The organism is Streptomyces sp. NBC_00094 (assembly GCF_026343125.1).
Lineage (GTDB): Bacteria > Actinomycetota > Actinomycetes > Streptomycetales > Streptomycetaceae > Streptomyces.
This window is the reverse complement of the sequence record NZ_JAPEMB010000001.1, coordinates 1,647,539-1,659,115: the sequence shown is the minus strand read 5'-3', so window position 1 is coordinate 1,659,115 and position 11,577 is coordinate 1,647,539. Positions and strand designations below refer to the sequence as shown.

Annotated in this window: 14 protein-coding genes; 9 read left to right on the top strand and 5 right to left on the bottom strand. The window is 72.0% G+C overall.

Going from position 1 to position 11,577, the window contains the following annotated elements; translation table 11 throughout:
- Window positions 1-60 precede the first annotated feature (60 nt).
- From OG580_RS07105 to OG580_RS07095, 3 genes are all read left to right on the top strand, one after another.
- Entirely contained in the window at window positions 61-897 is an 837-nt protein-coding gene (locus tag OG580_RS07105) for a hypothetical protein (RefSeq protein WP_267042783.1), read from the top strand.
- Between the two features lie 167 nt (window positions 898-1,064).
- On the top strand, window positions 1,065-1,934 hold the full coding sequence (locus tag OG580_RS07100; RefSeq protein WP_267042782.1) for a triacylglycerol lipase: 870 nt from the start codon (window positions 1,065-1,067) through the stop codon (window positions 1,932-1,934).
- Window positions 1,935-2,126: 192 nt separating this feature from the next.
- Window positions 2,127-2,879, top strand: coding sequence for a D-Ala-D-Ala carboxypeptidase family metallohydrolase (locus OG580_RS07095; RefSeq protein ID WP_267042781.1), 753 nt, complete (start codon window positions 2,127-2,129; stop codon window positions 2,877-2,879).
- 50 nt (window positions 2,880-2,929) lie between these two features.
- Here OG580_RS07095 and OG580_RS07090 read toward each other — a convergent pair whose 3' ends face one another.
- Window positions 2,930-3,952 (bottom strand): lytic polysaccharide monooxygenase, encoded by a 1,023-nt coding sequence (locus OG580_RS07090; protein WP_267042780.1) that lies wholly within the window; start codon window positions 3,950-3,952, stop codon window positions 2,930-2,932.
- A gap of 144 nt (window positions 3,953-4,096) precedes the next feature.
- Complete coding sequence (locus OG580_RS07085; RefSeq protein WP_267042779.1) at window positions 4,097-4,765, bottom strand: response regulator; 669 nt, start codon at window positions 4,763-4,765, stop codon at window positions 4,097-4,099.
- 133 nt (window positions 4,766-4,898) lie between these two features.
- Here OG580_RS07085 and OG580_RS07080 point away from each other — a divergent pair, with 133 nt between their 5' ends.
- The 5 genes from OG580_RS07080 to OG580_RS07060 all read left to right on the top strand — a co-directional run bounded on the left by OG580_RS07080 (window position 4,899) and on the right by OG580_RS07060 (window position 8,550).
- A complete protein-coding gene (locus OG580_RS07080) occupies window positions 4,899-5,882 on the top strand; it encodes a tripartite tricarboxylate transporter substrate binding protein (RefSeq protein WP_267042778.1) in 984 nt (327 codons plus the stop codon).
- Window positions 5,879-6,400, top strand: coding sequence for a tripartite tricarboxylate transporter TctB family protein (locus OG580_RS07075; RefSeq protein ID WP_267042777.1), 522 nt, complete (start codon window positions 5,879-5,881; stop codon window positions 6,398-6,400). The genes OG580_RS07080 and OG580_RS07075 overlap by 4 nt, the downstream gene beginning before the upstream one ends.
- A gap of 3 nt (window positions 6,401-6,403) precedes the next feature.
- Window positions 6,404-7,900 carry a tripartite tricarboxylate transporter permease gene (locus OG580_RS07070; protein WP_267042776.1) on the top strand — a complete coding sequence of 499 codons (1,497 nt, stop codon included), beginning with the start codon at window positions 6,404-6,406 and terminating at the stop codon, window positions 7,898-7,900.
- Entirely contained in the window at window positions 7,897-8,040 is a 144-nt protein-coding gene (locus OG580_RS07065; protein ID WP_267042775.1) for a hypothetical protein, read from the top strand. Before OG580_RS07070 ends, OG580_RS07065 begins: the two co-directional genes overlap by 4 nt.
- Before the next feature lie 81 nt (window positions 8,041-8,121).
- Entirely contained in the window at window positions 8,122-8,550 is a 429-nt protein-coding gene (locus tag OG580_RS07060) for a DUF6299 family protein (RefSeq protein WP_267042774.1), read from the top strand.
- 48 nt (window positions 8,551-8,598) lie between these two features.
- Here the strand turns inward: OG580_RS07060 and OG580_RS07055 are convergent, their stop codons facing one another.
- Together OG580_RS07055 and OG580_RS07050 are read right to left on the bottom strand one after the other, a co-directional pair.
- The gene (locus OG580_RS07055) at window positions 8,599-9,078 is read right to left on the bottom strand and encodes a DUF402 domain-containing protein (RefSeq protein ID WP_267042773.1); all 480 of its coding nucleotides are present in this window, start codon (window positions 9,076-9,078) and stop codon (window positions 8,599-8,601) included.
- Window positions 9,059-9,982, bottom strand: a complete 924-nt coding sequence (locus OG580_RS07050; protein WP_267042772.1) for a GNAT family N-acetyltransferase — start codon at window positions 9,980-9,982, stop codon at window positions 9,059-9,061. The genes OG580_RS07055 and OG580_RS07050 overlap by 20 nt, the downstream gene beginning before the upstream one ends.
- Before the next feature lie 74 nt (window positions 9,983-10,056).
- Here OG580_RS07050 and OG580_RS07045 point away from each other — a divergent pair, with 74 nt between their 5' ends.
- Window positions 10,057-10,431: a GntR family transcriptional regulator gene (locus OG580_RS07045; protein WP_267042771.1), complete on the top strand. Its 375-nt coding sequence runs from the start codon at window positions 10,057-10,059 to the stop codon at window positions 10,429-10,431.
- A gap of 12 nt (window positions 10,432-10,443) precedes the next feature.
- On the opposite strand, the gene OG580_RS07040 is transcribed toward OG580_RS07045, so the two are convergent.
- Window positions 10,444-11,562: a DUF5925 domain-containing protein gene (locus OG580_RS07040; protein ID WP_267042770.1), complete on the bottom strand. Its 1,119-nt coding sequence runs from the start codon at window positions 11,560-11,562 to the stop codon at window positions 10,444-10,446.
- Window positions 11,563-11,577 lie beyond the last annotated feature (15 nt).

Below are 11,577 nucleotides of genomic sequence, written 5' to 3'. Positions count from 1 at the left end.
GAACGCTCCGTATTCATTCAGATGCGGAAGGCGACCTTCCAGTCGATGTGTGCCACACCCATGCGTTCTCGGCCAAACCCTGCGCCCGCCTCCATCTCGCCTGGTCAGGAGGCGTGGAGGGCCGTCGGCGTAGACGAGCTCGGAGGGGATCGCGACCTGGAAAGGGGGAGCCTGTCCGTCCGCCGCGGGGCGCGAGGCGGCTCTCTCTGGCTGATCGGCCGGAAGTCTGCCCGCCGGAAGGCGTACTCGACTGTCCGGCTCGCCCGGTTCGACGCGCTCGACGGCGTCGGCAGCGCCACCGCCCGTACCCTCTGCGGCTACGGACTCGACTCCGTCGGCCGGGTCGCCGCCGCGCCGCTCGCCGTGCTCCAACGACTCGTCGGCGCGAAGGCCGGCCGTGAGCTGTGGGAGCGGGCCCGGGGCGTCGACCGCGTCGTCGTCGTCCCGAACGCGGTCTCCCTCTCGACGGCGGCCGCGCGCTCCTTCCCGTACGACGAGGTCGACCGGTCGGAGCAGCGCAGGGCGCTCCTCTCGCTCGCCGGCGAACTCGGCGCCCGGCTCCGGACGGAGGGACAGGTGTGCCGCTCGCTCGCGATCACCGTGCGGTACGCGGACCGGACCACGACGACCCGGATCCGTACCCTGCCCGAACCGGCCGCCCACTCGGCGTCGCTCACCTCCCTCGCGTACGCGCTCCACGACGCACTCGGCTTCCAGCGGGCCCGGGTGCGGGGGATCGCGCTGCGTGCCGAGGGGCTGGCGGGCGCCGAGGGGGCCGCGTATCAGCTGTCCCTGGATCCGGCGGGCGAGAAGGCGCGGCTGATCGAGGCGGTCGCGGACCGGGCGCGGGCGAAGTTCGGGCCGAAGGCGGTGCTGCCGGGCTCGCTTGCGGCCTGAGATCCCCGCGCTCACGCCCCATCTGACGACACAGCACTTTTTACCGACGCGTAACTTCCCAGCCATGGCTACCCGTGCGTAGCTTGGCTGGAGCGCATCCCCACTTGTGGTCCGGACCGCAGGGCGTAGCACCCCACCTTCCCCTTGAGCCGCAAGGAGATCGCCCGATGCTGCCCTGGAAGCACGCCGTCAGAGCGCTGTCCGTTCTGCTGCTGACCGCCGCCGCCACACTCGCCCCTACCGCCGCCGCCTCGGCCCAGACGGAGACCGTCACCTCCAGCCGTGGCTGGAACGACTGGTCCTGCAAGCCCTCCGCCGCGCACCCCCGCCCGGTCGTCCTCGTCCACGGCACCTTCGGGAACTCCGTCGACAACTGGCTCGTCCTCGCGCCGTACCTGGTCAACCGCGGGTACTGCGTCTTCTCACTCGACTACGGCCAGCTGCCGAACGTCCCGCTCTTCCACGGCCTCGGCCCCATCGCGAAGTCCGCCGAGCAGCTCGACGCCTACGTGGACCGGGTCGTCTCCGCCACCGGCGCCCCCGAGGTGGACCTCGTCGGACACTCGCAGGGCGGCATGATGCCCCGCTGGTACCTCAAGTTCCTCGGCGGGGCCGAGAAGGTGAACGCGCTCGTCGGGATCGCCCCCGACAACCACGGCACCACCCTCCTCGGCCTCACCAAGCTCCTGCCGTACTTCCCCGGCGCCGAGGACCTGATCAGCGCCACGACCCCGGGCCTCGCCGACCAGATCGCCGGCTCGGCCTTCATCACGAAGCTCAACGAGGGCGGCGACACGGTCCCCGGGGTCCGCTACCACGTCATCGCGAGCCAGTACGACGAGGTCGTCACCCCGTACCGCTCGCAGTTCCTGTCCGGCCCGAACGTCACCAACGTCCTCATCCAGGACAAGTGCGCGCTCGACCTCTCCGAGCACGTGGCGATCGGCACGGTGGACCGGGTCACCTTCCACGAGGTGGCCAACGCCCTCGACCCGGCCCACGCGACCCCGACCACCTGCCTCTCGGTCATCGGCTGACGGCTGGTCGGCTGATGGCCGACCGGCTGACGGCTGGTCGGGCGGAGTGATCCGGCCGGACGGGCGGCGCTTTCATTGGGCCGACAAATGACGCTCGTCAGGCGTGGTTGACGCGCGTCGACAAGGCGGCCAGTCTCGGGGGTGGCCCGACGTCACGGGTCACCCCCGGTCTTGTGAGGCAATGGAGGCTCGATGCCCCGACGTACCGCACATTCCCCGTCCGTACGCCTTCTTCTCTCGATTGTCATGCTCATGGCTTCCGTAGTGGGTGGAGTGGTGGCCACCGCCGGCACGGCCCACGCGGACGGCTGCTACACCTGGTCGCGCACCCTCTCCCAGGGAGCCTCCGGTGCCGATGTGACGCAACTGCAGATCCGTGTGGCCGGCTACCCCGGCTACGGCGCGGTGCTCGCGATCGACGGAGCCTACGGCCCCGGGACCGCCGCGGCCGTCAAGCGCTTCCAGGCCGCCTACGGACTGGCCGCCGACGGTGTCGCGGGCCCCGCGACCTTCAGCAAGATCTACAGCCTGCAGGACGACGACTGCACGCCGATCCACTTCTCCTACGCCGAGCTGAACAACTGCAACACCACCTGGGCGGGCGGCGCGGTGAGCGCGACCACCGCCAAGTCCAACGCGCTGCGCACGATGTGGAAGCTGGAGGCCCTCCGGCACGCGCTCGGTGACCAGTCCATCCGGGTCACCAGCGGTTTCCGTAGCCAGGCCTGCAACGACGCGGTCGGCGGAGCCTCGTCGAGCCGTCACCTGTACGGGGACGCGGCCGACCTCGGCTCCGGACCCCACTCGCTGTGCCGCCTCGCCCAGGAGGCCCGCAACCACGGTTTCAACGGCATCCTCGGCCCCGGGTACCCCGGCCACAGCGACCACACCCACGTCGACCACCGCCCCAGTCGCTTCTGGTCCGCCTCCAGCTGCGGCATCTGACCCCCGGCCGGACGTCGGCGGCCGTTGACCGGTCGCCGACATCCGACCCCCTAGCGGTGGGTCCGGCGCCGCCGGGCCGTCCCGAGGAGCACGGTCGCGCCGAGTGCGAGCACGGCGGCGCCACCGACCGCGAGATACGGGGTGGTCGCGTCGCCCCCGGTCTCGGCCAGGAGCACATCGGAGCCGGAGCCGGAGCCGGAGCCGGAACCGGCCGCGGGGGCAGGCGCGTTGGGCGCCGGCGTGGCGGGTGCGGCGGCACTCGGCTCCGCCGGCCGGGTGGGCTCGGGCGCGGCCGCCGTCTCCTCCGCACCGGTCGACGCGTCGGCGTCCCCGTGCCCACCGTGCTCGACGGAGGACTCGTCCTTCCCCTCCTCGATCTGCTCCTCGCTCGGCGCGGAAGCGGTCGGGGCGGGATCGGCCGGAGCGGGCGCGGTGCCGCCGCTCTCCGTCCCGAACACCACGTCCGAGCAGGTGTAGAACGCCTCGGGGGAGTCGGAGCGCTGCCAGATCGAATAGATCAGGTGCCGGCCGGACCTCTCCGGCACCGTCCCCTCGAAGACGTAGTCGCCGTTCTCCATCCTCGGGTCGGTCACCGTCGCGAACGGCTCCGCCTCCAGGTCCGACCAGGCCAGCGGCTTCGACGGGTCGTACCCGTCCTTCGTCACGTACAGCTCGAACGTGCCCTTGTGCGGGGCGGTCCCCTTGTAACGGAAGGTGTGCGACCCGGAGTCCAGCCGGCTCGCGGGCCAGTCGGTCCGGGCCAGGTCGAGCCCCCGGTACTTGTCGTTGCCCGCGCTGCACAGCTTGCCGTCCGGGATGAGCTCCCGGTGCTTCCCCGCGGCGTTCGCGATGTTCACCGCGTTCCAGTCGTAGAACGCCTGCGCCCCGCTCGCCGCCACCGCCGCCCGGCAGGCCGCCGACTTCGGTGCCTCGGGCCCTTCCGCGTAACAGGCCGAGACCCGGCTCACCGGATCCGTCATCGACCCGTGCGCGAACGCGGACCCGGAGGCGAGCCCCGAGAGGCCCAGCAACGCGGTGACGGTGACGGCCGCGGCCGTACGGCGAGAAGTCATGGGGGGACAGCTCCTTCACGAGGGTGGGTGTGGGGGGTTACCCGGAAAGCTAGCCGCCCGGAACCGTGAAAAAGCTTGTGGAGACGGGGAGATGACGATCCTTAGGACCGCTTTAAGGTGGAGGTAAGCAGCGCCTGAGGAACCTCAGCCCAAGCGCCGGTAGCGCCGTTCCGGGCGCCCCGTGCCCCCGTAGCGCAGGGTGATCTCCGCGCGGCCCGTCTGCGCGAAGTACTCCAGGTAGCGGCGGGCGCTCACGCGGGACAGGGAGCCCGCCTCCGCGCACTCCGTGGCAGAGAGGCCCTCCGGATGGGTGCGGAGGATCGACTCGACCAGGTCGGCCGTGTGGGCGGCGAGGCCCTTCGGGAGTTCGCGGGAGCCTCGGGGACGGGTGCCGAAGATCTGGTCCACGTCCTCCTGACGAGCCTCGTCGAGGGCGTCCAGGCGGCTGCGCAGCGAGGCGACGTGGCGCAGCTGCTCGTGCAGCGCCGCCTGGCTGAACGGCTTGATCAGATAGTGCAGTGCCCCGGCGCGCAGCGCCGAGCGGATCGTGCCCACGTCCCGCGCCGCCGTGATGAAGAGCGCGTCCATGCCCAGGCCGGCGGACCGCAGCTCCCGCAGCACCCGGATGCCGTCCATGTCCGGCAGGAAGACGTCGAGCAGGACCAGGTCGGGCCGGAGCCGCTCGGCCGCGCGCAGCGCCTCGGCCCCGTTGTGGGCGACCCCGGACACCGAGAAGCCCTCCACCGCCGACACATAGCGGCAGTGCAGCTTGGCGACCATGAAGTCGTCGTCCACCACCAGCACATTCGTCACGCCGACACGCTAGGTCCCGACCACAACGACCACAACGTCCATTGATTGCGGAAGAGAGACAGCTTCTTCACGTACCGGCAACATGTGGGCCACCTCACACTCCCCTTTCCCTCCTTCCTGAGAGGCGGCACACGTGCGTCTGCGCACCCCCCTCGCTCTCCTCGGGTCGGCGCTGCTGGTCCTCGTGGGACCCCCGCTGCTCACCACCGGCAGCGGCTCCGACACCGGCACGCAGATACCCGGCCTGCGCTTCATGGTCCCCAACACCCCCGGCGGCGGATACGACATCACCGCCCGTACCGCCGCCAAGAACGCCGAGGAAGCCGGCCTCACCGGCGACATCGAGGTCTTCAACCTGCCCGGCGCGGGCGGCACCGTCGGCCTCACCCGGCTCGTCGGCGAGCGCGGCAACGGCCGCCTCGCCATGTCCATGGGCCTCGGCGTCGTCGGCGCCGTCCACACCAACAAGACCCCCAGGACCCTCGCCGACACCACCCCGATCGCCCGGCTCACCGAGGAGCAGGACATCGTCGTGGTCGGCAAGGACTCCCCGTACAAGACGATCCAGGAGCTCCTCGGCGCCTGGAAGGAGGATCCCGGCAAGCTGCCCGTCGGCGGCGGTTCCTCGCCCGGCGGGCCCGACCACCTCGCCCCGATGCTGATGGCCCAGGCCGCCGGGATCGCCCCCAAGGACGTCAACTACGTCCCCTTCGACGGCGGCGGCGAGCTCCTCGCCTCCATCCTCGGCAACAAGGTCGGCTTCGGCGTCTCCGGCGTCGGCGAGTACCTCGACCAGATCAAGGCGGGCGAACTGCGCCTCCTCGCCGTCACCGGCCCGAAGCGGGTCCCCGGCCTCGACGCCCCCACGCTCCGCGAGGCCGGCCTCGACACCGAGTTCACCAACTGGCGCGGCATCGTCGCCCCACCCGGCCTCTCCGACGCCGAACGCGAGAAGCTCGTCGACCTCGTCACCGAGCTGCACGGCTCGCCGCAGTGGCGCGAGTCCCTGAAGACCCACGGCTGGAACGACGCCTTCCTGCCGGGCGAGGAGTTCGGCGCCTTCCTCACCGCGCAGGACCGCCGCGTCGGCTCCGTCCTCAAGGAGCTGGGCCTGTGACCGCGACCCCCGCGAAGACCACGGTGAAGAACTGGCTGCGCGAGCGCTCCGAGCTGGGCGTCGGCGTCCTCCTCTTCCTCCTCGGCGTCCTCGTCCTCACCGACGCCCTCACCCTCGACGCCGACGTCACCGGGCGCGGCCCCGTCGGCCCCGCCACCGTCCCCCTCGTCGTCGGCTGCGGCCTCCTCGTCGTCGCCGTCCTCCTCACCGTCGACGTCCTGCGCGGCGGCCGCGGCGAGGCCGAGGCCGGCGAGGACGTCGACCTGTCCGAGCCCGCCGACTGGCGCACCGTCCTCCTCCTCGCCGGCGTCTTCCTCGCCTTCGCCGTCCTCATCGGCCCCCTCGGCTTCCCCGTCGCCGGCGCCCTCCTCTTCTGGGGAGCGGCCTACGCCCTCGGCAGCCGCCACCTCCACCGCGACCCGCTGATCGCGGCCGCCCTCTCGCTCTTCACCTACGGCGTCTTCGACAAGCTGCTCGGCGTCCCGCTGCCCGGCGGCCCGCTGATGGGAGTGATCTGATCCATGGATTCCCTGTACTCCCTCATGGACGGGTTCGGGACCGCCCTCACCCCGATGAACCTGCTGTGGGCCGCCGTCGGCGTGCTCCTCGGCACCGCCATCGGCGTCCTGCCCGGCATCGGCCCCGCCATGGCCGTCGCCCTGCTGCTCCCGGTGACGTACGGACTCGAACCGACCGGCGCCTTCATCATGTTCGCCGGGATCTACTACGGCGCCATGTTCGGCGGCTCCACCACCTCGATCCTGCTCAACACCCCCGGCGAGAGCGCCGCCGTCGTCGCCGCCATCGAGGGCAATCCGATGGCGAAGGCGGGCCGGGGCGCGCAGGCGCTCGCCGCGGCCGCCATCGGTCACTTCGCCGGCGGCATGATCGGCACGATCCTGCTCGTCGTCCTCGCCCCGACCGTCGCCGCCCTCGCCGTCGACATCGGTGCCCCGGACTACTTCGCCCTGATGGTCCTCGCCTTCATCGCGGTGACCTCGGTCCTCGGCTCCTCCCGCATCCGCGGTCTCGCCTCCCTCCTCATCGGCCTCACGATCGGCCTGGTCGGCCTCGACCAGCTGACCGGCCAGCAGCGGCTCACCTTCGGCTCCCTCCAGCTCGCCGACGGCGTCGACGTCGTCATCGTCGCGGTCGGCCTCTTCGCGATCGGCGAGGCCCTGTGGGTCGCCGCGCACCTGCGGCGCACCGCGGGCGACGCCATCCCCGTCGGACGGCCGTGGCTGGACAGGGACGACGTGAAGCGGACCTGGAAGTCCTGGCTGCGCGGCCCGCTGATCGGCTTCCCGCTCGGCGCCATCCCGGCCGGCGGCGCCGAGATCCCGACCTTCCTCTCGTACGTCACGGAGAAGCGGCTCTCGAAGCACAGGGAACAGTTCGGCAAGGGCGCCATCGAGGGCGTCGCCGGACCCGAGTCGGCGGCCTCCGCCTCCGCGGCCGGCACCCTCGTCTCGATGCTCACCCTCGGCCTGCCCACCACCGCCGTCGCCGCCGTGATGCTCGCCGCCTTCCAGCAGTACGGCATCCAGCCCGGCCCCCTGCTGTTCGAGCGGGAACCCGAGCTGGTCTGGGGCCTGATCGCCTCGCTCTTCGTCGGCATGGTGCTGCTGCTCGCCCTCAACCTGCCGCTCGCGCCCGTCTGGGCCAAGCTGCTGCGCATCCCGCGCCCGTACCTCTACGCCGGCATCCTCTTCTTCGCCGCCGTCGGCGCGTACGCGGTGGGCGGCGAGGCGCTGGACCTGGTCGTCCTGCTGGTGATCGGCCTCATCGGCCTCGGGATGCGGCGGTACGGACTCCCGGTCCTGCCGGCCGTCATCGGCGTCATCCTCGGCCCGGCCGCCGAACAGCAGCTCCGCCGTGCCCTCCAGATCAGCGACGGCTCCCTGACGGGGCTGGTGAACACCCCGTTCTCCGTCACCGTGTACGTCGTCGTCGTGCTCCTGCTCGCCTGGCCGCTGCTGAGGAAGGTGATCATCCGCCGTCGTCACGTGACGGTATGACAGACGTTCTGATCCGTCCGGCGGTCACCGCCGACGTGCCCGCGGTGAAGGCCGTGTGCGAGGTCGTCGAGCGCCGCGCGGACGGACCGTACGATCGTATCCACTACCGAAAGCGCCTCAACTCGCCCCCGATGGGGTGAGTTTCGGACATCCGGCGGCTTGATCCGGTATCCCTGGCGGGCAGCACCATCCCCCCCCCACATCCCGAAGGGACCCCGCTCATGCGCGTCCGTACCGCCCTCGCCGCAGGCGCCCTGCTCGCCGCCGTCGTCGCCGCCCCGCTCGCCGTCGCCCCCCTGGCCCACGCGGGAGGGGCCGACGGCCTCTCCGTCGACGGCCACGGGACCATCGGCGCCGACGGCACCGTCACCGTCTCCGGCACCTACCGCTGCGTCGACGACAGCGCGGGCCCCGTCCTCGTCAGCTCCACCCTCGTCCAGGGAAACCGTTCCGCCGGGATCGGCGGCACCCGGGCCGTCTGCGACGGGCAGGTCCACGAGTGGGTCAACACCTCCGTCGTGAAGGACCCCGCCTACCAGCCGGGCGCCGCCCGCGTCGACGCCACCCTCATGCAGCTCACGGCCGGCGAGATGGGCCTGCCGACACCCGGCTTCCTCGCCCTGGAGAAGTCGGACGTCGAGCTGCACTAGGAGATACCCCCGAGCTTCACCAGGGGGATACCTCCCAGCCGGCCGGCATCAGCCCAGCAGGTCGATCAGGCCCTCACGGCCGAGCACTTCGAGCTCGTCGAGGGCCACGACGGCGCGCACCGCCGCCTCCGGGTCGGAGGTGGCGAGGCCGCTCGCCGCGAACTCGTCCTCGTCGAGCCGCAGCACCTCGCTGCCGTCCGCCGACACCCACAGGTCCAGGTCCAGGTCCTCGACCACCACTCCCGAGCCGTCGATCTCGGCCGGCCGGGTGATGTCGCAGTACCAGCCCTTGAGGGCGCCGTCGGCGGACCACACCTCCTTGACCGTGTACCAGCGGTCGCGCCAGAAGTGCTCCACGAAGACGTCACCCGGCTCGAACCGGACGAAGCCGAAGTCCCGTACCCCCTCCGCCGCCCACGGGGCACGGACCGAGAGCCGGCCGCCCTCCTCCGTGAGGACCTCGGCCGGATACCGGATCTTCGTCCGGCCCGCCTTCACCAGGGTGATCTCAACCGATCGTCCGGACATGCCGTACCTCCACCGCGCCGATCTCGTAGCCGAACCACTTGTTGATCGCCAGCATCGGTTCGTTGCCGGCGTCGTTGCTGGTGAACGCCTCCACGCAACCCGCCGCACGGGCCCGGTGCAGGGACGCGTTCTTGGCGAGCTTCGCGAGCCCGCGGCCGCGGAAGGCGGGGGCCGTGCCCGTCATTCCCGAGTTGTACCGGCCCAGACCGTCCGTCTGCGCCGCGCTGAACGCGGCGGGCACCCCGTCCACCACGGCGACCGTCGTCAGCGCCCGGTCGTGGAGGGGATGGTTCCAGGTGGTCTCCCGCCAGTGCGCGTAGTCGTCCAGCGAGGCCCCCACGTCACCCGGCTCGTCGGCGGTCGTCACCGCGTCCAGCTCGAAGATCGGCCGCGGATCGGCCGCGAAGTCCTCGGCCGGCAGCAGTTCGACACCGGCCGGCGGCTCCTGGAGCGGCGGCAGTCCGGCCGTCGTCAGGTCGAGGCGGAGGAAGTGCGCGGAACGGCTCGGCGCGTAGCCCCGCCGCTCGGCCCACGCGCGATCCTCCGGCGTGTCCATGACCCAGCTGTACAGGGTCCGCGCGCCCTGCTCCGCGAGGTGCTCCTCGGCGGCGCGCAGCAGCGCCGCCCCGGCACCGCGCCGCTGGTGCGCGGGATGCACGTACACGTTGACGGAGCCGATCCCCGGCTCCGGCGCGTCGTGGGCGATTCGCTGCTGGACCGTCCCGATGATCTCGCCGTCCTCGGTCACCGCGACCAGCGGCCGCTCGTGGCTGTCGGGGTGGGCGCGCGCCCAGTCGAACACGAGCTGCTCGGCGGTGGCGAGCATGAAGGGGACGGCGGCGCGGCGGACCCGGGCGAAACCCTCGGCATCCTCGGGCCGTACATCACGGACGATCACAGTCATGTGTCCGCACGCTACGGGCGGATGGTGCGCCGCCGCCTCCCATTTTCCGGTGGGGTGGGGGCAGAATCGGAGGGGTGACACTCACCATCGCCGTGGACCACGAATCCACCACCGCTCCGTACGAACAGTTGCGTGCCCAGATCTCGGAGCGGGCCCGGTCGGGCAGACTGCCGGTCGGATACAAACTGCCGACGGTACGGGGGCTCGCGGAGCAGCTGGGCCTCGCCGCGAACACCGTCGCCAAGGCGTACAAGGCGCTGGAGTCGGACGGGGTGATCGAGACGCGCGGACGTCACGGCACCTTCGTCGCGGCGGCGGGCGACGCGGCTACCCGCCGGGCCGCCACCGCCGCCGCCCAGTACGCCGAGGAGGCCCACCGCCTCGGCCTCAGCCGCGAGGCGGCGGAGGCGGCGCTGAGCGAGGCGCTCCGAGCGGCCTACGACGACTGACCGGACCGCCTTCTACAGGTAGAGCCCCGCCCCCGCCGTACGGGGCTCGGGGAAGTCCGCCGGGGGCGTGCCGCGGCGCAGCGCGAACAGCTCCGCCAGCGTCGCGCCCTCGCGCGGCACGTCCTCCTCGCGGCCCAGCCAGGACACCGACTCCGCCCGGGTCAGCGGTCCGACCTCGATACGGGCCAGGCAACGGCCCGGGCGGACCACGGCCGGGTGGAGCCGCTCCAGGTCCTCGTTGGTGGTGACCCCCACGAGCACGTTGCGCCCCTGCCCGAGAAGACCGTCCGTCAGGTTGAGCAGCCGCGAAAGCGCCTGCCCCGCCGTGTGCTTCGCCTCGCCGCGGATCAGCTCGTCGCAGTCCTCGAGCAGCAGCAGCCGCCAGCGGCCCTTCGCCGTGCCCTCGTCCTCCCCGATGGCGATGTCCATCAGATAGCCGACGTCGTTGAACAGCCGCTCCGGGTCCAGGACGCAGTCGACCTGGCACCACTCGCGCCAGGACCGGGCCAGGGTCCGCAGCGCCGACGTCTTGCCCGTCCCCGGCGGCCCGTGCAGCAGCAGGAGCCGGCCGGCGATGGACTCGGGCGTGACCTTCATCAGCCGGTCCATCGAATCGGCCACGGGCGCCGAGTAGTTGGGGCGCACCTCCTCCCACGTCCCGGCGCTGATCTGGCGGGTCGTCCGGTGCGGTCCGCGCCGCGGCGACACGTACCAGAACCCCATCGTCACGTTCTCGGGCTGCGGCTCCGGTTCGTCCTTCGCTCCGTCGGTCGCCTCCTTCAGGACACGCTCCGCGAGCTCGGCCTCCGAGGCCGTGACCGTGACGTCCGCGCCCCGGTTCCAGCGGGAGATCAGCAGCGTCCACCCCTCGCCCTCGGCGAGTACGGCGCTGCGGTCGTCGTCCTTCGCGGCCCGCAGCACTCGCGCGCCCGCCGGGAGGAGCGTCGCCTCCGGCTTGACCCGGTCCAGGGTGGTGCTGTGGGAGTGGGGCTGCTCGCCGGTCGCGAAGCGGCCGAGGAACAGCGCGTCGACGACATCCGCCGGCGAGTCGCTGTCGTCGAGGTTGAGCCTGATCGGCAGCGATCGCTGCGGTTCGGACGGTACCGGTGGGGTGTCGGACATGGCGCCCATGATCCGGCAACCGGG

Coding starts and splice junctions, on each gene's coding strand:
- OG580_RS07060 (WP_267042774.1), top strand. CDS start 8,122: ATGCGCGTCCGTACCGCCCTCGCCGCAGGCGCCCTGCTCGCCGCCGTC.
- OG580_RS07050 (WP_267042772.1), bottom strand. CDS start 9,982: ATGACTGTGATCGTCCGTGATGTACGGCCCGAGGATGCCGAGGGTTTC.
- OG580_RS07090 (WP_267042780.1), bottom strand. CDS start 3,952: ATGACTTCTCGCCGTACGGCCGCGGCCGTCACCGTCACCGCGTTGCTG.
- OG580_RS07095 (WP_267042781.1), top strand. CDS start 2,127: ATGCCCCGACGTACCGCACATTCCCCGTCCGTACGCCTTCTTCTCTCG.
- OG580_RS07105 (WP_267042783.1), top strand. CDS start 61: ATGCGTTCTCGGCCAAACCCTGCGCCCGCCTCCATCTCGCCTGGTCAG.
- OG580_RS07100 (WP_267042782.1), top strand. CDS start 1,065: ATGCTGCCCTGGAAGCACGCCGTCAGAGCGCTGTCCGTTCTGCTGCTG.
- OG580_RS07070 (WP_267042776.1), top strand. CDS start 6,404: ATGGATTCCCTGTACTCCCTCATGGACGGGTTCGGGACCGCCCTCACC.
- OG580_RS07040 (WP_267042770.1), bottom strand. CDS start 11,562: ATGGGCGCCATGTCCGACACCCCACCGGTACCGTCCGAACCGCAGCGA.
- OG580_RS07055 (WP_267042773.1), bottom strand. CDS start 9,078: ATGTCCGGACGATCGGTTGAGATCACCCTGGTGAAGGCGGGCCGGACG.
- OG580_RS07065 (WP_267042775.1), top strand. CDS start 7,897: ATGACAGACGTTCTGATCCGTCCGGCGGTCACCGCCGACGTGCCCGCG.